23 protein-coding genes are annotated in these 18730 nt (G+C 70.9%); 12 read left to right on the top strand and 11 right to left on the bottom strand.

Annotation, left to right across the window (positions count from 1 at the left end):
- Positions 1-12 precede the first annotated feature (12 nt).
- Entirely contained in the window at positions 13-726 is a 714-nt protein-coding gene (locus tag RFN52_RS18435; protein ID WP_184847725.1) for a hypothetical protein, read from the bottom strand.
- On the bottom strand, positions 723-1700 hold the full coding sequence (locus tag RFN52_RS18430) for a LysR family transcriptional regulator (RefSeq protein WP_184847724.1): 978 nt from the start codon (positions 1698-1700) through the stop codon (positions 723-725). The genes RFN52_RS18435 and RFN52_RS18430 overlap by 4 nt, the downstream gene beginning before the upstream one ends.
- A gap of 176 nt (positions 1701-1876) precedes the next feature.
- On the opposite strand from RFN52_RS18430, the gene RFN52_RS18425 reads away from it, so the two are divergent.
- Together RFN52_RS18425 and RFN52_RS18420 are read left to right on the top strand one after the other, a co-directional pair.
- The gene (locus RFN52_RS18425) at positions 1877-2434 is read left to right on the top strand and encodes a DUF6817 domain-containing protein (protein WP_374050163.1); all 558 of its coding nucleotides are present in this window, start codon (positions 1877-1879) and stop codon (positions 2432-2434) included.
- Positions 2431-2787, top strand: a complete 357-nt coding sequence (locus RFN52_RS18420) for a VOC family protein (RefSeq protein WP_184847723.1) — start codon at positions 2431-2433, stop codon at positions 2785-2787. The genes RFN52_RS18425 and RFN52_RS18420 overlap by 4 nt, the downstream gene beginning before the upstream one ends.
- A 7-nt stretch (positions 2788-2794) precedes the next feature.
- Here RFN52_RS18420 and RFN52_RS18415 read toward each other — a convergent pair whose 3' ends face one another.
- On the bottom strand, positions 2795-3064 hold the full coding sequence (locus RFN52_RS18415; RefSeq protein ID WP_184847722.1) for a GntR family transcriptional regulator: 270 nt from the start codon (positions 3062-3064) through the stop codon (positions 2795-2797).
- Positions 3065-3367: 303 nt separating this feature from the next.
- Here RFN52_RS18415 and RFN52_RS40080 point away from each other — a divergent pair, with 303 nt between their 5' ends.
- The 3 genes from RFN52_RS40080 (at position 3368) to RFN52_RS18400 (ending at position 4881) form a co-directional block, all read left to right on the top strand.
- Complete coding sequence (locus RFN52_RS40080; RefSeq protein WP_374050162.1) at positions 3368-3541, top strand: hypothetical protein; 174 nt, start codon at positions 3368-3370, stop codon at positions 3539-3541.
- The gene (locus RFN52_RS18405) at positions 3541-3930 is read left to right on the top strand and encodes a hypothetical protein (RefSeq protein ID WP_184847720.1); all 390 of its coding nucleotides are present in this window, start codon (positions 3541-3543) and stop codon (positions 3928-3930) included. Before RFN52_RS40080 ends, RFN52_RS18405 begins: the two co-directional genes overlap by 1 nt.
- A 225-nt stretch (positions 3931-4155) precedes the next feature.
- Positions 4156-4881 (top strand): class I SAM-dependent methyltransferase, encoded by a 726-nt coding sequence (locus tag RFN52_RS18400; protein ID WP_184847719.1) that lies wholly within the window; start codon positions 4156-4158, stop codon positions 4879-4881.
- A gap of 287 nt (positions 4882-5168) precedes the next feature.
- Here RFN52_RS18400 and RFN52_RS18395 read toward each other — a convergent pair whose 3' ends face one another.
- Together RFN52_RS18395 and RFN52_RS18390 are read right to left on the bottom strand one after the other, a co-directional pair.
- Entirely contained in the window at positions 5169-7049 is a 1881-nt protein-coding gene (locus RFN52_RS18395) for a pentapeptide repeat-containing protein (protein WP_184847718.1), read from the bottom strand.
- Positions 7050-7170: 121 nt separating this feature from the next.
- Entirely contained in the window at positions 7171-7647 is a 477-nt protein-coding gene (locus tag RFN52_RS18390) for a hypothetical protein (protein ID WP_184847717.1), read from the bottom strand.
- Between the two features lie 256 nt (positions 7648-7903).
- Here RFN52_RS18390 and RFN52_RS18385 point away from each other — a divergent pair, with 256 nt between their 5' ends.
- The 3 genes from RFN52_RS18385 to RFN52_RS18375 all read left to right on the top strand — a co-directional run bounded on the left by RFN52_RS18385 (position 7904) and on the right by RFN52_RS18375 (position 9695).
- Complete coding sequence (locus RFN52_RS18385) at positions 7904-8503, top strand: helix-turn-helix domain-containing protein (protein ID WP_184847716.1); 600 nt, start codon at positions 7904-7906, stop codon at positions 8501-8503.
- A gap of 90 nt (positions 8504-8593) precedes the next feature.
- Complete coding sequence (locus tag RFN52_RS18380; RefSeq protein WP_184847715.1) at positions 8594-9256, top strand: hypothetical protein; 663 nt, start codon at positions 8594-8596, stop codon at positions 9254-9256.
- A 106-nt stretch (positions 9257-9362) separates the two neighbouring features.
- The gene (locus tag RFN52_RS18375) at positions 9363-9695 is read left to right on the top strand and encodes a DUF2516 family protein (RefSeq protein ID WP_078625544.1); all 333 of its coding nucleotides are present in this window, start codon (positions 9363-9365) and stop codon (positions 9693-9695) included.
- A gap of 57 nt (positions 9696-9752) precedes the next feature.
- Here RFN52_RS18375 and RFN52_RS18370 read toward each other — a convergent pair whose 3' ends face one another.
- From RFN52_RS18370 to RFN52_RS18355, 4 genes are all read right to left on the bottom strand, one after another.
- Complete coding sequence (locus RFN52_RS18370) at positions 9753-11099, bottom strand: PP2C family protein-serine/threonine phosphatase (RefSeq protein WP_184847714.1); 1347 nt, start codon at positions 11097-11099, stop codon at positions 9753-9755.
- Between the two features lie 370 nt (positions 11100-11469).
- Positions 11470-12558, bottom strand: a complete 1089-nt coding sequence (locus RFN52_RS18365; protein WP_184847713.1) for a C40 family peptidase — start codon at positions 12556-12558, stop codon at positions 11470-11472.
- Positions 12559-12970: 412 nt separating this feature from the next.
- Positions 12971-13789 carry a class I SAM-dependent methyltransferase gene (locus tag RFN52_RS18360; RefSeq protein ID WP_184847712.1) on the bottom strand — a complete coding sequence of 273 codons (819 nt, stop codon included), beginning with the start codon at positions 13787-13789 and terminating at the stop codon, positions 12971-12973.
- Positions 13790-13819: 30 nt separating this feature from the next.
- Positions 13820-13996, bottom strand: coding sequence for a hypothetical protein (locus tag RFN52_RS18355; protein ID WP_311240990.1), 177 nt, complete (start codon positions 13994-13996; stop codon positions 13820-13822).
- 187 nt (positions 13997-14183) lie between these two features.
- Between RFN52_RS18355 and mshA the strand changes: the two genes are divergently transcribed.
- Complete coding sequence (gene mshA / locus RFN52_RS18350; RefSeq protein WP_184847711.1) at positions 14184-15521, top strand: D-inositol-3-phosphate glycosyltransferase; 1338 nt, start codon at positions 14184-14186, stop codon at positions 15519-15521.
- Complete coding sequence (locus tag RFN52_RS18345; protein ID WP_184847710.1) at positions 15514-16023, top strand: type III secretion system chaperone family protein; 510 nt, start codon at positions 15514-15516, stop codon at positions 16021-16023. Before mshA ends, RFN52_RS18345 begins: the two co-directional genes overlap by 8 nt.
- A gap of 48 nt (positions 16024-16071) precedes the next feature.
- Here the strand turns inward: RFN52_RS18345 and RFN52_RS18340 are convergent, their stop codons facing one another.
- Positions 16072-16875, bottom strand: coding sequence for a helix-turn-helix transcriptional regulator (locus RFN52_RS18340; protein ID WP_184847709.1), 804 nt, complete (start codon positions 16873-16875; stop codon positions 16072-16074).
- 49 nt (positions 16876-16924) lie between these two features.
- Here RFN52_RS18340 and RFN52_RS18335 point away from each other — a divergent pair, with 49 nt between their 5' ends.
- Positions 16925-17371: a DUF2000 domain-containing protein gene (locus RFN52_RS18335; RefSeq protein ID WP_184847708.1), complete on the top strand. Its 447-nt coding sequence runs from the start codon at positions 16925-16927 to the stop codon at positions 17369-17371.
- 69 nt (positions 17372-17440) lie between these two features.
- Positions 17441-18163: a YqeB family protein gene (locus RFN52_RS18330; protein WP_184847707.1), complete on the top strand. Its 723-nt coding sequence runs from the start codon at positions 17441-17443 to the stop codon at positions 18161-18163.
- Positions 18164-18203: 40 nt separating this feature from the next.
- Here RFN52_RS18330 and RFN52_RS18325 read toward each other — a convergent pair whose 3' ends face one another.
- A complete protein-coding gene (locus RFN52_RS18325) occupies positions 18204-18623 on the bottom strand; it encodes a nuclear transport factor 2 family protein (RefSeq protein WP_184847706.1) in 420 nt (139 codons plus the stop codon).
- Between the last annotated feature and the right edge of the window lie 107 nt (positions 18624-18730).

Genomic DNA, 18730 nt, shown 5'->3' with positions numbered 1-18730 from the left:
AGGGGGCGGGGCTCAGGCCGGGCGCTCGTGCACCCACACCCGGAGCGGTCCGACGGCCTCGAAGCCGTGTCGGAGGGCGGCCGTCAGGTCGTCCCCCTGCTCGTAGCCCACGACGGGCAGGGCGGGGAAGAGCCGGCCGACCGCATGCAGGACGAGGGGCCAGGCCGCGTCGGGCGGACCGAAGACGTTGGACACCCCGACCACGTGACTACTCCGGCCGGCCACCGCGCCGACGGACACCCGCCCGTCGGCGGACCGCCCGGCGAGCACGAACGTCTCCGGATCGTCGAGCAGCCCCGGCCGGAACAGGTCCGCGTTCCCGCCGCCGTCGTCCCAGGCCCGGGCCCAGTCACGCAGCGCGTCCGGATCCCTCACGGCATCCCAGACGAGATCCGGCGCCGTGACGGGAACACCCGCCGGACGATGGATCCACTCCGCCTCGAACAGCACCCGGAACCCCGCCCCGGTCAGATCGAGGTCGGCGAAACTGTCCTTCACCGAGGCCCCGGGCACGACGGTGTCGATCCGCGCCACGAGCGCCTCCGGGTCGGCGCCCGGCTCCAGCGTCACGGCGTCGGGGTAGTACACCGGCGTACGCCGGGAGGCGGCCCACGCCTCACCCCCGAACACACTCGCCACCCCGTGCGCCCGGCCCATCACCGCACACCACTCGGCGTTGTTGCGGGCGGCGGCCCGGACGAGGTGTCGCTGAGGAGGAGTCGTCATGAGGACGGATCATGGCGTGTCCGGCCGCGGTCGTCGATCGCTTTGACGGCCGTCCGGGGCGCAGGGACGCCGGAGGTCGCGGCGTCCCTCTGCCCGCAGCCACGGGCCACGGTCTCGGCGAAGTACCGGGCCAGCGGTGAGAGGGCGTCCCAACGGCGGACGGCCCAGCCGACGGAGAGCGGTGGCAAGGCGGGTACCGGGATCAGACGCAGAGGCCCGTCGCCGGGGACCGGCCGACCGGGCAGAGCGGGCACGACGGCATGGCCGAGGCCGAGTTCGGCCAGCAGCAGAGCGGTGTCCCAGTCGGCCACACCGGTGTCGGAGCGGCTCCGGATGCCCGCCTCGGCGAAGGCGGCGTCGAGCCGGGCGCCCGAGGTGGAGTTGTGGGGGAGACGGATGAGGCGCACGTCGGCGAGATCGGCCGCGTCGACGCGGGAGCGGCTCGCGAGCGGATCGTCGGCGCGGACGGCCAGCACCCAGGGCAGATCCACGACGGGACGCTGTTCGATGCCCCGGACCGGGCCGTCCATGGTGACCCAGGCGAGGTCGAGGTGTCCGTCGGCCAGGGCCTCGAAGCACCTGCGGCTGGACGTCTCCGTCTGGAACTCCAGGCTCACCTTCGGGTAGCGCTGCCGGAAGGCCGCGACGGCCTCGGCCATGAAGTGCCGGACGGTCGTCCCGCCCGTGGTGACGCGCACGGCGCCACTGTCGCCGTTGACCAGGTCGCCGACGCGGCGCAGGGCCACGTCCAAGCCGGCGATGCTGTCGGCGGCCGCATCCCACAGCACCCGCCCTGCTGCCGTCGGGACGACGCCCCGTGGCCGGCGTTCCAGGAGGCTGACGCCCGATTCCCGTTCCAGCCGCTTCACGTGCTGGCTCACCGCCGACTGGGTGCAGCCCAGTTCCCGGGCGACGGCACTGAGGCTGCCCGCCCTGCACACGCTCACGAAGACGCGCAGATCGTCCAGAGTCACGAACCCAAGTTACAGCTTGGGTAGGCGCAGTAATCCATAGGATTGACTGGGATGTTGGGCTTCGAGCATGCTCGGTGCAGGGCCCAGGCGGCAACCCGTCCGGCGCTTTCGCAGGGTCCGGACCCACAGACGAAGACACGGACGGGTGCCGACCCGAGTGCTGGAAGGACCTGCCTGTGCCCGCACCTCCCATACCCGCATCCCCTGGTGCCGTCGAACGGGCCGTCGCGCTCCTGCGCGGGCTCGGTGCGGCGGACATCGCTCACCCGGGCGGCACCCTCCTCGCCCATCTCCGGCGCGTTCAGAGGCAACTGGCCGCATGGGATGCCCGTCCGGCCCTCCAGCTCGCGGGCCTGTGCCACGCGTTCTACGGCACCGACGGCTTCCCCGAAGCCCTGCTGCCCCTGGACCGCCGTGGCGAACTCGCGGCGGCGGTCGGTGCCGAGGCCCTGGTGTACCTGTACGCCTCGTGCGATCGCGGGGCCACCTATCCGACGCTCGCGGATGCCGATGGACCCTTTCATGACCGGTTCACCGGCCTGAGTCATGTCCCGGAGCCGCAGGGGCGACGCGACTTCGCCGAGTTGTCCGCCGCCAACGAGACCGACCTCGCTCGCCTCGACCCCGCGTTCCGTGACCAGTGGGGATCCGAACTCCTCGGCCTCTTCACCCGCGTCCGTCCCCTGCTGAGCCAACCGGCCTGGTCGGACTGTCAGGAGGTGTTCGCCGGATGAAGTTGAGCGCGATAACCCTCGACTGCGCCGATCCGCTCACCCTGGCGGCGTTCTACCAGCAGGCCACCGGACTGGAACTCCACCCGAAGTCGGGTCCCGACTTCGCCGCGCTGGCCAGTGAGGGCGGACTCTCCCTCGGCTTCCAGCGGGTCGACGGCTATCGGGCTCCGAGCTGGCCCGACCAGGAGGTTCCCCAGCAACTGCACTGCTGCTTCGACGTTCCGGACCTCGACGAGGCCGAGGCACGTCTCGTGGAACTGGGTGCGGGCAGGCCGGAGCACCAGCCGAACCCCGGCAGGTGGCGGGTACTCACGGACCCGGCGGGGCATCCCTTCTGCATCGTCCGGGGGTGAGGCGGGTTCAGGTGCTCGGCTCGCCCTCCTCGGGCGCGTCGCCGGTCGGCTCCGGCAGTCCGATGACGTACGTGCCCTTCGCGGGCAGGGTGGCGACGAGTCCTCGTTTGCGGAGTTCGACTACGGCGCGACGCACGGTGCCGATGCTCACGCTGTACAGATCGGTCATGGCGCGCTCGCCCGGCAACGCGGCACCTTGAGGCAGCTTGCCGGACGCGATGTCCGCGGCGATGGCATCGGCAAGTTTCACGTACTCGTAGCGCGGAAGCTCCGTCATCCCTCCACCGTGCCGCAGCCCTACGCATACCGCAGATGTGGAACGCGTCCCACCGCAGCGGGACGCGTAAGGACGCAGAAGGGTGCAGGGGGACGCGGTTGCCGGTATGGTCGAGATGACGAGACCCCGGCGAGGTGGCTAGACCTCCCGGGGCATGGCCAACGCTGAAACAGGAGCGTCGACATGCACGACCTTATCCCCCGCGCCCTCCCATGGCTGCGCCTCTTCTTCGCCCCCGGCACCGGGAAACGGCGTCGGGGGCGTCCTCGACCGCACCTCTTGCCTCACCTGCATCTCACCCCCGTGAGCTGCCCCGCCCTCCCCGGGCCACCGCGGCTGCCCCGCCACCGCTCCCCGTACGGCATGCACGGCCCTCTCGACGGCACCGCCTCGGCCCTTGTCCGCCCCTACCTCGCCGCCGACCCCGGGATCGATCTCGACCGACACCTGATCGCCGAGCGGAAGGTGGCCGCCTGATGCAACGCCCCACCGGTCACGCGCACGGCACGTCCGCGCCCAGGCTCCTGCCCTGGCCGTCCCCCGACGGCAACCCCTGCTACCTGGTGACCGACGACAACGGCAGCTACCTTTCCCGTCTCGCCGATGACCTGGAGGCCGTCCAGCTCGCCACCGGCACCGACGTGCTCGGTCACGCCCGCAAGGTGCTGGACGACCCGGCCTCTCCGTACGCGGAGGTCCGATTCGCCGGCCTCCGTCTCGCCGAGTGCCTGACCGACGCCCTGCGCGTCGCCGAGTCCCGGGGGATGCGCGTGCCTGTACCGGACAGCGAGGAGGGCGAGTGCACCTCCGGACAGGCCACGGGGCACCGCAAGGAGCGGGCCGTGGTCGTGACCACGAAAGTCTGAATCACCCGCGAACACGAACTGCGGCCCAGCCTCTGGCCCGGCGCTTCGATGCACCGGTGGGTCAGCACGCACAGGGGCAACAGCACGGCGTAGAAAGCCGCTTCGAGCCCAGGGCTGTCCTGCCGCTGTCGGCCGATCGTGCTGTGGGTGACCGCTGGCCGGCCGCGACGCCGGCCTACGAGCGTGAGTAGGCGTTCCAGCTCACCAGCCCCTACGTTCGGCCGCATGGCTGACGAGTGTTTCGGGCATCCACGGCTCGCCGCGATCTATGACCCACTCGACCCCGATCGCAGTGACCTCGACCCGTACGTCCGGATGACGGAGGAGTTCGGGGCCCGTCGGGTGCTGGACATCGGCTGTGGCACAGGTGTGTTCGCGCTACTGCTGGCTGAACGCGAGATCGAGGTCATCGGTGTCGATCCCGCCCGAGCGTCCATCGACGTGGCCCGAGCCAAGCCGGGCAGCGAGGGGGTGCGCTGGATCTGCGGCGATGCCACGACACTCCCGACGATGCAGGTCGACCTGGCAACCATGACGGCGAACGCCGCCCAGCAGATCATCGATCCGCAGCCATGGCGCGAGACCCTGCGTGGCGCGTACGAAGCACTACGGCCTGGCGGCCGTCTGGTGTTCGAGACCCGAGATCCAGCCAGACGCGCCTGGGAGGAGTGGAATCGCGAAGCCTCATATCGCGTGACAGAGATCACCGATGTCGGCGCCGTCGAAAGCTGGGTCCAGGTGATCGAGGTGAGCGAGCCGCTGGTGACGTTCCGCTGGACTTATGTGTTCGCTGCCGATGGGCAGGTACTGACGTCTGACTCCACCTTGCGCTTCCGCGAGCGGCAGGAGGTCGAGACGGAGCTGATCGCGCAGGGCTATGAGGTGGAGGGCATACGCGACGCGCCCGACAGACCGGGCAAGGAATTCGTCTTCGTCGCGCGACGTCCCTAGGCCGACACCTGGTCTCAGCTAGGTCCGGGCATTTGGGGCCCTCTGGCCTGGAGTGCCCGGAGAACTCTGAGACGTCTGGACCTGGGACCGTCTCAGTTTGCTCCGGGTAGCTGTTCTGCCGTGGCGGCAAGGGGCATCCAGGGGTGGAGGGACTCTGTAGAGCTCAGGAGCATGTCCAGTGGTGCATGCAAGTAGGGCACATAGCCGGAACGGGTTCGCCCGAACCGTTTCCGGAACTTCCGGCTGGGATGCCCCTCGGGCCGTCTGTGCTGCCGGGGGGGGCACGGTCAGCGTTTGATGCGTCCGCGGATGGCGAGGACGCCGAGGGCAAGGAGGGTGGGTTCGAGGAGGCGGGAGGTCATCTCGATGTAGGTGCCGGCGGTGGTGAGGTTCTGTCCGCTGGAACGGAAGACGACCGAGTTGACGGCGACGCGGGTGGCTTTCTCCGCGCGGGCCCATGTCAGTCGCTGCTGCCATCCGCCGTGCAGGGCCGGGTCGGGGGTGCTGGTGCTGAGGTTGATCTTGCTGCCGTGGAGGGTGCCGGTGGTGGCGGGGTCGGGGTCATGGGTGGGCAGGCCGACGCCCATCAGGAGTAGCACGGTCAAGCTCATGGCGGCGAGGAGCCAGGTGAAGGCACGGGAGGCGCGCAGGCCGTAGCCGGACAGCAGCCAGTACCCCCACAGCAGGCGGCGTTCGCCCTTCGTGGTGCCGGTGGGGTCGTGGCGGCGCATCTCGCATTCGCCGTAGTAGAAGTCAGCGGCGCCGGGTTCGTTCTTGCCGTCCTCGAAGGTTTTGCGTAGCTGCCGGTACAGCGCGGCCACGTCTACCGCATCAGGGGAGCGGGCAGCTGCGTCGGCCGGGCGATGCCATCCAGCGTCGGGACCGAGGGTGTGGGTGCGCCAGTGGTGTTCCTCGGCGAGCGTACGCCGACGGGTGTAGCGGATGGGCCGGATGCCGCGCCAGCGCTGGCCGGTAGGCGGGCCAGCAAAGGTAGTGCGGCCTTCCAGGCGGATCTGGTCGAGGTGGAAGGCCCCGGAGAACAGGCATGTGGTCAGGTCAGTGTCGGTCAGTACCAAATGCGCGGCGTCCACGCCCTGCACCGACAGGATCCGTACCCGATCCGGCGGGCGCGGCTCCCGCGAATCCCTACTCGTCAGCGGGGTCTCGGGCACAAGGTTGGTGCGATGGGCGAAGGGGGCGGGATGAACGGTGACCGCGGTGGGGGCGGTCAGGACCGCTTGACTGAGATCCACTTCCGCGTACCGGACCCGCACAGTTGCCGTCGACTCCCATCGGGTCCGCTCACACACCAGCTTCTTCGCGGCTATCTCCAACGTCACCGGCAGTACAAACACAACCCGCGACAACTCCACCTGATTCGCACAAACTAATGGCCCCAACGCTGATGCACCCTCAAACCGCGCCCCAGCGTACAAGGCGTCGCCAGATATCAGCACCGCATCAAACCATGCGTTGCCGGAGAAATTCGCCGAGCGGAAGGAGGCATTGCCGGAGAACTTTGTCCTGTCGAACAGTGCGTCGCCGGAGAACTTCGCTTGGTCGAACAGGGCGTAGCCGAAGACCTGCATGTCACCGAACCCTGCGTTACCGGAGAACTTTACTCCGGGGAATTCGGCGTCGCCGGAGACGTGCACATCGTGGAACTGTGCGTTGCTGGAGAAGTTCGCTCTAACGAACGAGACGGTGCCGGAAAACTGCGCCATTTCGAACCAGGCGTCGCCGGAAACTTGTGTCTCCTGGAACCAGGCGTTGCCGGAGAAGTGTGTTCTCTGAAAATGGGCTTCGCCGAGGAACTGTGTTTCTTTGAACTCGGCGGTACCGGAAAAATATGTATCAGTGAACCGGGCGTCACCGGAGAACTGCGCGCCGTTGAACAGGGCGGTGCCGAGGTGGGGGTTGCTGGTGGTGGGGTCGGTGAGGGCGTGGAGGAGGATTTGCAGCAGGTCTGGGGTGAAGAAGGTGCCGCGGTGGTCTATGTCGGCGCCGGGGGTCAGACCGGTCAGGTAGGTGGTGCGGTCGGTGTCGGTGAGGTGGGCCAGGCATTTAGTGTGGCCGGGGACGTGAATGCCGAGGCAGCCGACGGGGTCGGTGGCCGGATCCGCGTCGTGCCCGCAGTAGCGCCAGGAGGGTGGTAAGGGTGTGCTCATGGTGCAGCGGCTCCGCGGGTTCGTGTCGAGCAGGCACGAACAAGCACGTGCTCTCGACCGGTTCCGGTTCCCGCAACGGCTGTGACGGGGGTGCCGTCAAAGCCTGCCACCCGTTCCGAATTCAGGCGGTCTTGGTCTCGCGCAGGATCTGCGTGACGCGGCGGACCATGGCGCCGGTCTTGTTGGCGAGGCTGGGCAGGTTGGCGGCATAGGCCGGGTGGTTTGGTGGGAGCCGTCGCGTGAACTCCTTCATGAAGTGGTCGACATCGCTTGGGAACATGCTCTCGGCGAGGAGGGATCGCCAGGCAGGTGAGGCGACCAGTGACATCATCGTGACGGCCGCTGGATAGGCCGCCGCGCAGAGCTGCGGCCCCCAGGACATGTAGAGGCTGCGGGGCTTGGCGAGTCCCTGGCTGAGGGCGTCCGGGACGAGCGTGTAGTGATGCGCCGCGAACCCGGAAAGCCGGGAACCGGCGCTCGGGCCGTACCGACTCGAACCGGACCGACCACAGACACCCAGCGGCCCGCGCTCACGGACCCCGCCCGCGCTGACGTACTCCAACTCGACGTCCTTCGCCGACACCTCACACGCATCCATCCGGGCCTCCGGAACGACGCCGAGCAGCCACGACGACCGTAGGCACAGCCGCAGTGGCGTACCCGGAGTAGACCGAGACACCCCACCAAATGCCCGGAGATGACTGAGACGTCAACACAGATGCCCGGAGATCTCCGAGACTGCCCGGACATCACAGAGACAAGGACACCTCCCAGGGTGACGTCATACCGGCCGCGTGGCGCACTTTTGCAAGCGGGTGCTTGCAATAGTTAGCGAGGTGTTGCACTGTGGAGGCATGGCATCGCTCAACGTCGGCAATCTCGGTGACTATCTGCGCGAACAGCGGCGCACTGCGCAGCTGTCGCTCCGGCAGCTCGCCGACGCCGCCGGGGTGTCCAATCCGTATCTGAGCCAGATCGAGCGCGGGCTGCGCAAGCCGAGCGCGGAGGTGCTGCAGCAGGTCGCCAAGGCCCTGCGGATCTCCGCCGAGACGCTGTACGTCCGGGCCGGCATCCTCGACGCCGAGCGGGACCGGGACGAGGTGGAGACGCGCGCCGTCATCCTCGCCGACCCGGCGCTGAACGAGCGCCAGAAGCAGGTGCTGCTGCAGATCTACGAGTCCTTCCGCAAGGAGAACGGATTCGGGAGCGGCGACGGCTCGGATGCCCCGGGTGTTCCTGACGGCTCGGGCGGTGCGGGCGTCGTCGGTGTCGTCCCCGGGGCCGCCGGTGCGGTGAGCGTGGACGGGGACGCTCCCGACGCCGGAGCCGGGATACCGACGCCCGGCCCGGCCGCGGACGCCCGGCCCGCCCGGCGCCGCAGCCGCAAGAGTGCCGACAACAGCATCAAGAAGAACGACGGCAGCGACATCGACCCGCAGCAGACGGCCGGCTGAAGCCGGACCAGGGCACCGGCCGCTCTGCCGCGGATCACACCACCCTCAGCCGAACCCTCAAGCGATACAGAATCCGGGAGGACCATCACCATGGCCATCACCGACGACCTGCGCAAGACCTTCAGCGACCCGACCCCGCTCTACTTCGCCGCAGGCACCGCCGACCTGGCCCTCCAGCAGGCCAAGAAGGTGCCGGCCCTGGTCGAGCAGCTGCGCTCCGAGGCCCCCGCGCGGATCGACGCCGTACGCAACACCGACACCAAGGCCGTCCAGGAGAAGGCTTCCGCCCGGGCCAAGGAGGCCTCCGCCCGCGTCAAGGAGACGCAGGAGACCCTGCAGACCAAGGTCACGGAGTTCATCGGCTCCATCGACGTCGACATCAAGAAGCTCGGCAGCACGATCGACTCGGACCTGAAGAAGTTCGGCGAGAGCGCCCAGGACTTCGCGCTGCGCGGCGTCGGCGTGGCCGCCGAGTACGCCGTCAAGGCCCGCGAGACCTACGAGAAGGTCGCCGAGCACGGCGAGCAGGCCGTGCGCACCTGGCGCGGCGAGGCCGCCGACAGCATCGAGGACGTCGCCGAGGGCGTCGAGGAGCTGGCCGTGGCCGTCGAGCCGAAGCCGCAGCCGGTCGAGGTCAAGGAGGAGCCGGCGAAGCCGGCGGCCGCCGCCCCGGCGAAGAAGGCCCCCGTGGCCAAGAAGGCCCCGGCGCGCAAGACCACCACCGCGAAGAAGACCACCCCGCCCGCGAAGTAGGACGGCGGAGCGGCCACACGGGCCGGGCACCCTGAGGGTGCCCGGCCCGTTGTACGGGTACGGTGACGCGTAGGACGAGCCGAGTCAGGTGGTGGACGTTGTGCTGATGCAGGGCTTCGCAGGGTTTATGTGGCTTCTGAGCATGGCCCTGATCGTTTTCAGCGGCTTCGCGTTGTTCGACGCGGCGGTGCGCCGGGAGGACGCCTACCGCGCGGCCGACAAGAAGACCAAGCCCTTCTGGCTGATCATCCTGGGGATCGCCTTCGTGGTGAACCTGCTCTTCCCGATCCTGTCGTTCCTGCCGATCATCGGCCTCATCGCGACGATCGTGTACATGGTCGACGTACGGCCCGCGATCCGGGCGCTCCCCGGCGGCGGCCGCAGCCAGCGGGGCTCCAGCAGCGACGGCCCCTACGGCCCGTGGAACGGCGGGCGGTAACAGCCCGCTCCCGGAACCGGAGCCTGGGCCTGTCCGGCCCGGGCTTTTCGGCAGAACCTACGGCACGCGGTCCAGCAGCAGGACCGCCACGTCGTCCGTCAGCTCGCCACCGTTGAGGTCGCGCACCTCGTTCACCGCCGCCCGCAGCAGCTGCTCGCCCCGCAGGCCCTCGGCGAACTGGCGGCGGATCATCTCCGTCATGCCGTCCTGGCCGAGTCGCTCCCGGCCCTGGCCGATGTGGCCCTCGATCAGACCGTCGGTGTAGAGCATCAGGCTCCACTCGGCGCCCAGCTCCACCTGCATCCGCGGCCAGCGGGCGCCGGGCAGCAGCCCGAGGGCCGGGCCGTTGTTGTCGTACGGCAGCAGGCGGGCCGGCTTGCCCGGGCGGGCCAGCAGCGGCGACGGGTGGCCCGCCAGGCACAGGCCGGCGCGGCGTCCGTCCGGCGCGATGTCCACCGTGCACAGGGTCGCGAAGATCTCGTCGTCGGCCCGCTCGTGCTCCAGCACCTGCTGGAGCGTGCCCAGCAGCTGGTCGCCGCACAGGCCCGCCAGGGTCAGCGCGCGCCAGGCGATCCGCAGCTCCACGCCGAGGGCGGCCTCGTCCGGGCCGTGGCCGCAGACGTCGCCGATCATGGCGTGCACGGTGCCGTCCGGGGTGCGCACGACGTCGTAGAAGTCGCCGCCGAGCAGCGCGCGCGAGCGGCCGGGGCGGTAGCGAGCGGCGAACCGCAGCGTGGAGCCCTCCAGCAGGGGCGTCGGCAGCAGGCCGCGCTCCAGACGCCGGTTCTCCTGTGCGCGCAGCCGGCCCTCGGCGAGCCGGCGCTCGGCCGACTCGGAACGCTTGCGCTCCACCGCGTAGCGGATCGCCCGGCTCAGCAGCCTGCCGTCCAGTTCGTCGCGGAAGAGGTAGTCCTGGGCGCCGACGCGCACCGCCTCGGCACCGCGCTCGGCGTCGCCGGACGCGGTCAGCGCCAGGACGGCGTGCCGGGGCGCGAGCTCCAGCACGTGCCGGAGCACGGCGAGCTCGTCCTCGGAGTCGCTGTGGCCGGGCGCGGGCAACGCCAGGTCCAGCAGGATGCAGTGGACGTCGTCGGTCAGCAGCCGCCCGGCCTCCGTCAGGTTGCGGGCCGTGCGGACGCGGATCGGCTTGCCCGCCTGGTCGAGCATGTCGGGCACGATCGGCGAACCGGCCGGATCGTCCTCGATCAGCAGCAGCGTCAGGTTGGTGTGAGCGGTGTTGTTCTCCACCTTGTCCGTGGTGTTCCCGGCGGTGTCCTGCGTGCGGCCCGCGGGCGAGGCGTCCTTGGTGGACTCCTCGGCCGAGCCGCCGCGCGGGGACGCGGCCTGCGCCTGACCACTCTCCACGGCCGGGATCGCTCTCTGCCGCGGTATGGGTACGGGCATCGTCTTGGGTTCCTTCCCTCCCCCCGAGGGCACGGTGGGGCGAGGGACCTCGACCCACCGACGGGGACCATAGCGGGTGTCGGCGCCGCATTGGAATGGTGTGAGCCACGCCGCTGTGCCATCGGCCAGTGTCATATGCCGCGATATGTGCAGCAGTTGGACAGCTCGGAGATGCTGCGGGAATGACGAACGTCACGTCAGCGCACGGTTTGCCCGCGGTGGGGCGTGCGGTGGGTCACGTGGGCCAGGTCACCGCGGGTGTCCGATATCCGGTGTGCCGACTTCAGGCTGCCGTGTTCCAGCCGCTGTCTTCAGGCGCTGTCTTCAGGCCGCCGCCTCCCCGCCGCCGTCTTCAGGCCGTCGTCGGCGATCAGTTGGCGCCGGTGTCCGGGTCCGGCCGGACCACCCCGAGGATGGGCATGGAACCGGCCCCCGCGATCGTCACCGTACGCCCGGGCCGCGGCGCGTGCACCATCGCCCCGTCGCCGATGTACATCGCGACATGGCTGGCGTCGCCGAAGTAGATGATGAGGTCGCCGGGACGCATGTCCTGGACGGCGATGTGCCGCAGCCGCTTCCACTGCTCCTGCGAGGTGCGGGGGATGCCGCGGCCGGCGGATATCCAGGCCTGTGACGTCAGCCCCGAGCAGTCGTAGGTCTTCGGGCCCTCGGCGCCCCATTGATACGGCTTGCCGATCTGGGCCGTGGCGTACTGCACGGCCTTCTTGCCCTGCTCGGAGGCCTTTCCGTCGATCTCGTCGAGGATGCCGGAGTCGAGCCAGGCGGTCTGTGCCTTGTTCGCCGCCTCCTTCTCCAGCTCGGCGAGGCGCTCCTGCTCCTCCTTCTGCAGCGCGGATTCGAGCTTCTCCGCCTGCGCGATCTGCTTCTCGATCTTCTTCTGCGCGGCGGCCTTGGCCTTGCGGCCCGCCTCCAGCTTCTTCCACTGTGCGGAGGCGTCCTTCGCGTACTGCTCCAAGTCCTCCTGGGTGCGGGTCAGTTCGCCGAGCAGGCCCTTCGTCGCGTGGTGGCCCTCGCGGACCCGGCCGGCGCCGTCGAGGAAGTCCTGCGGGTCGTCGCTCAGGACCAGGTGGGCCTCGGGCGGGAGCCCGCCCCCGCGGTACTGGGCGGCTGCCGCGGCGCCCGCGCGGTCCTTCAGCTTCCGGAGCTTCTCCTGGCCCTTGACGATCTTCTTGGCCAGTTCGACGACTTCGGCGGACTGTTTGTCCGCCTTCTCCTCGGCGGCGTTGTACTCGTCGGTGGCGCGGCCCGCGGCGCGGTAGAGCTTGTCGAGCTTCTGGCGGACGGCTTCGAGGTCCTTGCCGGCCGCGAGGGCCGGGCCCGTGCTCGGGGTGGGGGAGGGGGTGGGGTTCGCGAACGCCGTGCCCGGTGCGGCCAGCACCGTGACCGCGCAGACCACGGCCAGCGCCGTAGCGATCAGGCCACGCTTGCCCGTTCCCATACCTCAGCCCCCAACTGATTAACCGTCAGTAACGTGCGGTTCGCCTGGGGATGCTGCCATGTCCGTCCGGAAAGCGACAGTGGTAGTACTTCCCGCCGCCCCCTCGCCGTCATGCCCCCGGCATGCGATCTCCCCGGTGTGTGTGACGAACGACTCAAAGAGATCGTTCCATCGGGCGGTGACCTGACCGCAGCGGGGCCGACCGGGGAGAGTGACGACCCTGCCCGGAGGGCAACGGACCCCGCCCGCACCGCAACAGCCCCCGCCCGCACCGCAACAGCCCCCGCCCGGAGGGCAACAGCCCCCGCCCGGAGGGCAACGGACCCCGCCCGGAGGGCAACGGACCCCGCCCGGAGGGCAACGGACCCCGCCCGGAGGGCAACGGACCCCGCCCGCACCGCGGCAATCAGGCTCAGGCCCCCGGGGTCAACGCCCCCCACCGCACTGTCACTTCGCCCTGCCGCCACCGCACCGGCCCGTCCGTCACCGGCCAGTCCGCCGTAAGGTCGCGCACCGCCCGGATCCAGCGCTGCCGGGCGCCGTAGGAGGCGTAGGGCGCGGCGGCGGCCCAGGCGCGGTCGAAGTCGCGCAGGAAGGCGTGCACCGGTTCGCCCGGGACATTGCGGTGGATGAGTGCCTTCGGCAGCCGTTCCGCCAGGTCCGAGGGGCGCTCCAGGGAGCCCAGCCGGGTCGCGAAGGTGACCGTGCGCGGTCCCTCCGGGCCGAGCGCGACCCAGACGTGCCGGCGCCCGATCTCGTCGCAGGTACCCTCGACCAGCAGCCCGCCGCGCGACCCGGTCGCCGGGTCGGCCGGTGCGAGCCGCGCGCACAGCCGCTGCCAGACGGCCGCGACCTCGCCCTCCTCGTACTGCCGCAGCACGTTCGCCGCGCGGACGAGCAGGGGCCGCTGCGGGATCGGGATCTCGAAGCCGCCGTGCCGGAAGACGAGCCCCGGCCGCTCGTAGGGCAGCGCCGCCGCGACCCGTGCCGGTTCGATCTCGACGCCCACGACACGCGCGCGTGGCGCGACGGTGCGCAGGCGCTGGAGCAGCTCGACGGCGGTCCAGGGGGCGGCGCCGTACCCGAGGTCCACCGCCACCGGGTCGGCGGCGCGGCGCAGCTCGGCGCCGTGCGTGGCCGCGATCCAGCGGTCCATACGGCGCAGCCGATTGGGGTTGGTCGTCCCGCGCGTCACCGTGCCGAAGGGGCGGGCGGCTGCGCGGGGTGTCATGCGTACGAGGTTAAGCGGCCTCCGGTGCTGTCAGGGCGCGAGGTGCCGCCGCCGGTAGGTGGGGCGCCGGCCGGAGCGTGTCGACCGGCCCGGCCGCCGCAGGGGCTGGGCGAGGCGGGCGCTGCCGTCGATCCGGAGCTCCCGGCCGGGGCGCCGCTTCAGCTCCGCGACCTGGGGAGCCGACCGGAGTCGTCGAGCGGAGTTCACCTCCTGGTCACACCTCGTCGGCCTACGGGCACGGACATCCATACCCTCGAACGGTTGAGCGACAAGCGGTAATGATTCGGTAAAACTGCCGAATCGGGAAATGGAGCACCTGCTTCCGGTGTTGGACTCCGTCGGAGGGCAGCGTGCGCCCTGCGGAAGGCATGCCCCGAGAGAGGAGGAACGCCACGTGAGCCAGTACATCGGCAGGCTCGGCAGGCGCTCCGCGTCGTCGTCCCCGCGCCTCCGGCTGCACCGCAAGCCCCGCCGCGTCGCCATGCTCTCCGTGCACACCTCCCCGCTCCACCAGCCGGGCACCGGCGACGCCGGCGGCATGAACGTCTACATCGTGGAGCTCGCCCAGCGCCTGGCCGCGCACGGCGTCGAGGTCGAGATCTTCACGCGCGCGACCGCGGCGGCCCTCCCTCCGACCGTCGAGCTGGCCCCCGGCGTCCTCGTCCGGCACGTCGACGCCGGTCCCTACGAGGGCCTCAACAAGGAGGACCTGCCCGCCCAGCTGTGCGCCTTCACCCACGGCGTGATGCAGGCCTGGGCCCACCACCGCCCCGGCCACTACGACCTGGTCCACTCCCACTACTGGCTCTCCGGCCATGTCGGCTGGCTCGCCGCCCAGCGCTGGGGCGTCCCCTTGGTCCACGCCATGCACACCATGGCCAAGGTCAAGAACGCCAACCTGGCCGTCGGCGACACCCCCGAGCCCGCCGCCCGTGTCATCGGCGAGACACAGATCGTCGCCGCCGCCGACCGGCTCATCGCCAACACCACCGAAGAGGCCGACGAACTCGTTCGGCACTACGCGGCCGAGACCGACAAGGTCGCCGTGGTCCACCCCGGCGTGAACCTCAGCCGGTTCTCGCCCGCCGACGGCCGCGCCGCCGCCCGGGCCCGCCTCGGCCTGCCCCAGGACGCGCTGATCCCGCTCTTCGCGGGCCGCATCCAGCCCCTGAAGGCCCCGGACGTGCTGCTGCGCGCCGTCGCCGTCCTCCTCGACCGGCGGCCCGAACTGCGCTCGCGCATCCTCGTCCCCGTCGTCGGCGGCCCCTCCGGCAGCGGCCTCGCCAAGCCCGAGGGCCTGCAGAAGCTCGCCGCACGCCTGGGCATCGCCGACGTCGTACGGTTCCGCCCGCCGGTCGGCCAGGAGCAGCTGGCGGACTGGTTCCGCGCCGCCTCCGTGCTGGTCATGCCCTCCTACAGCGAGTCCTTCGGCCTGGTCGCCATAGAGGCGCAGGCGGCCGGCACCCCGGTGCTCGCGGCGTCGGTCGGCGGCCTGCCGGTCGCCGTGCGCGACGGGCACACCGGCTTCCTCGTCCAGGGGCACGACCCGGCCGAGTACGCGCGCGTGCTGTCCGACTTCGCCGACGACCCGCAGCTGGTGCCCCGGCTCGGCGGGCAGGCCGCCCGGCACGCCCAGTCCTTCGGCTGGGACACGGCGGCCGCCGCCACGGCGGACGTCTACACGGCCGCGATGCAGGCGTACCGCCGTCGCGTACGCTCGCTGCATGGGTGAAACCGATCAGGAACAGCGCGCGGCCCAGGTCGTCGAGGGAGCGCTGAAGGACGCCGACCTGGAGTGGGAGAGCCCCCGGCCCGGCACCTACGTCGCGCAGCTCCCCGGCACCCGCAAGCTCAAGACGACGCTCTCCCTGATCGTCGGCCGCCACTCCCTGTCGCTGAACGCCTTCGTCATCCGCCACCCCGACGAGAACGAACAAGGCGTCCACCGCTGGCTCCTGGAACGCAACCTCAAGCTCTACGGGGTGAGTTACGCCGTCGACCAGCACGGCGACGTCTACGTCACCGGCCGTCTCTCCCTGCCCTCCGTCACCCCCGACGAGCTCGACCGGCTGCTCGGCCAGGTCCTGGAAGCCTCCGACGGCGCCTTCAACACCCTGCTGGAGCTGGGCTTCGCCTCGGCGATCCGCAAGGAGTACGAATGGCGGGTGTCGCGGGGCGAGTCCACGCGCAACCTGGACGCCTTCGCGCACCTGACCCAGCGCCCCGAGCGCTGACCGGCCCGGCCCGTCCCGACCGCTGACCGGCCCGACCCGCTCCGAGCGCTAACCGGCCCGACCCGCCCGGTAACGCCCCGGCGGCACCCCCACCAGCCTGCGGAAGTGCCGGGTGAGGTGCGACTGGTCGTAGAACCCGGCCGCCACCGCCGTATCGCCCGGTGAGCGCCCCTCCAGGAGCAGCCGCCGGGCGCGCCCCACGCGCAGGGACGTCAGATACTGGTGCGGGGCGATGCCGTAGGCGGTGCTGAACGCCCTTACGAGGTGGGCCGGATGGGCGCCGAGCAGCCCGGCGGCCTCCCGCAGGGCGACGCCCTCGACGATCCGCTCGTCCAGCAACTCGCGCAGCCGCCGCGCGAGAACGGGATCGGCCGGCCGCGGGGAAGCGAGGTCGTCCCGCAGATGCCCGCGCAACCGCTCCCCGACGAACAACAGCCTGCTCTCGGCCTCCAGTTCCTCACCGGGGCGCCCCAGCGTGCCGTGCAACTGCCCCACGCGCCGCCGCAGCAGCGGATCGCGCAGGTCGGGCCGGTCGACGGCGGCCCCGATGAACTCGTCGCCGAGATGCGTCGCGTCGAGGTACAGCACCCGCTTGCGGAAGCCCTCCGGGGTGACGGGGGAGCCGTTGTGGGGCACGTGCGGCGGCAGCAGCGTCACGGTGTCGTGCGGGGTGCCGTGCTCGTGCCGGTCGAGGTCGTACCGCACGGCGCCGGTGTCGACGATCAGCAGCGTCCAGGCGTCGTGGACGTGCATCGGATACGCGTACTCGGTGAACCGCGCGTGGAAGACCTCGACGACACCCGGGACGGCGGGCCGCCAGGCGGAGACGATCCGGGCGGGCTGGGAGGCCATGCAAAGAACGTACAAGACCTCGACGGGGACTGCCCGGCACGCTCGGATCATGAACACGAGCACCGAACCCCCGCGCCCGGAGCCGATCCGCTTCGACACGAAGATCGCCGTGCTGCTGCGCGCCGACCTGGAAACCTGGCAGCGCCTCAACGTGACGTCGTTCCTGGTCAGCGGCCTGGGAACGCAGCTTCCCGAGGTGATCGGCGAACCGTACGAGGACGCGGACGGCGTGCCCTACCTCCCCATGTTCCGTCAGCCGGTCATGGTCTTCGAGGCCACCAAGGAAACCCTGGCCACCGCTCACACCCGGGCCCTGGCCCGCGCCCTGCCCCGCGCCGTCTTCACCGCCGACCTCTTCGCCACGGGCAACGACCGTGACAACCGCGCGGCCGTACGGGCGGTGCCGACGGCGGATCTGGACCTGGTCGGCCTAGCGGTCCACGGCCCGAGGAACGCGGTGGACAAGGTGGTCAAGGGAGCGCGGATGCATCCGTGAGACCAAAGTCGAAGCCGCGTAGACCAACGACTGATGACAGGGCGGACGGCTCCTGAAGAGACTGGCCGCATGGAGGAAGCCAGGAACGTTTCCATGGGCAAGAGCTCCCGGCCGCGGCCGGGCGAGGCGACGGAACTCGCCGAATCGGCCTGGGTCATCGTGCTCTTCTGCGTCGCCTGCGGTGCCGTGGCCGGCGCCCTGCTCCCGGTCCTCGCCCGGTGGCTGCTGACCCTGCCGTGGGCGCCGCTGGAAGGCCCGGCCGAACTGCTGACCTCGGTCCCGGAACCGGCCCTCACCCTCGGCACGATCGCGGTGGGCGTCCTCGGAGGCCTGCTGCTCGGCTTCACGGCGGTGCACGAGTCGCTGTCGGTCGGCGTCTCCGGCACCCAGGTGACCCTGGCCATCAGGGACGGCTCCCGGGCGTTCACCCGCCAGGAGATCTCCGTGCTGTTCCGGGACGGCAAGCAGCTCGTCCTGCTCGGCCCGGACGGCAGGGAACTGGCGAGGGAGCACTGCGGCCTGCCCTGGCGACGCCTCGCCGCCGCCCTCGCGGAACACGGATACGAGTGGGCGGAGGAGGACCCCTACCGCGCCGCGTTCCGCCGCTGGGTCCCCGGCACCCCCGGCCTGCCCCCGGGCGCGGACGCCCTGCTGCGGGCCCGCGCGCAGGCCCGCAAACACGAGGACGACGCCAAGGACGCGCGGGAATTGCGGGGGGAACTGCTACGGCTCGGGGTGGTCGTACGGGACGAGGAGAAGCGGCAGTACTGGCGGCTGGTGCGAGGGGACTGAGGGTCCGCGAACGCCCTGGCCCGGCGGCGGGGCGGCGCGGTCACGGGGTGCAGGCCTCGGCGATCGACAGGCTGTTCTCGTAGAGGTGGTGCCGGGTGATCCGCCCGTCCTCGACGGTGAGCCGCAGCGCGAACGGCCCCTCGAACGACTTGCCCGTCGCGCGTACGGTCCCCGAGAGGTGCCCCGTCAGCACGGCGTCGGTGCCGTCGACGAGAAAGGCGTCGACGGACGCCCGGGCGTCCTCCGGCACGGTGTACTCCATCAACTCGGCGCCCTGCGCGGCACATTCGGCGCCCGTGGACCGGGGCCGGATCCACGGCACGGCCGGATTCTCGGCGAGCACCCAGTCGACCTTCTCGGCGAAGAGAGCGGTGAGCCCCTCGGTGTCGCCGGCGAGCCGGAGCGCGAGGAACTTCTGGACGGTGAGACGGGTGGCTTCCGCGATGTCAGTGGATGTCATGGGACCAGCCTGCCGGGACGCCGGCGGAGCGTCGATGACGTCGGAGGTAATGGGTGCCGCCGCGGGTGGTGGTCCGGGGTGGGCCGGAGGCGACGGCGAACCTAGAA

Source organism: Streptomyces collinus, from assembly GCF_031348265.1.
Lineage (GTDB): Bacteria > Actinomycetota > Actinomycetes > Streptomycetales > Streptomycetaceae > Streptomyces > Streptomyces collinus.
This window is presented reverse-complemented; position numbering and strand designations above follow the sequence as displayed.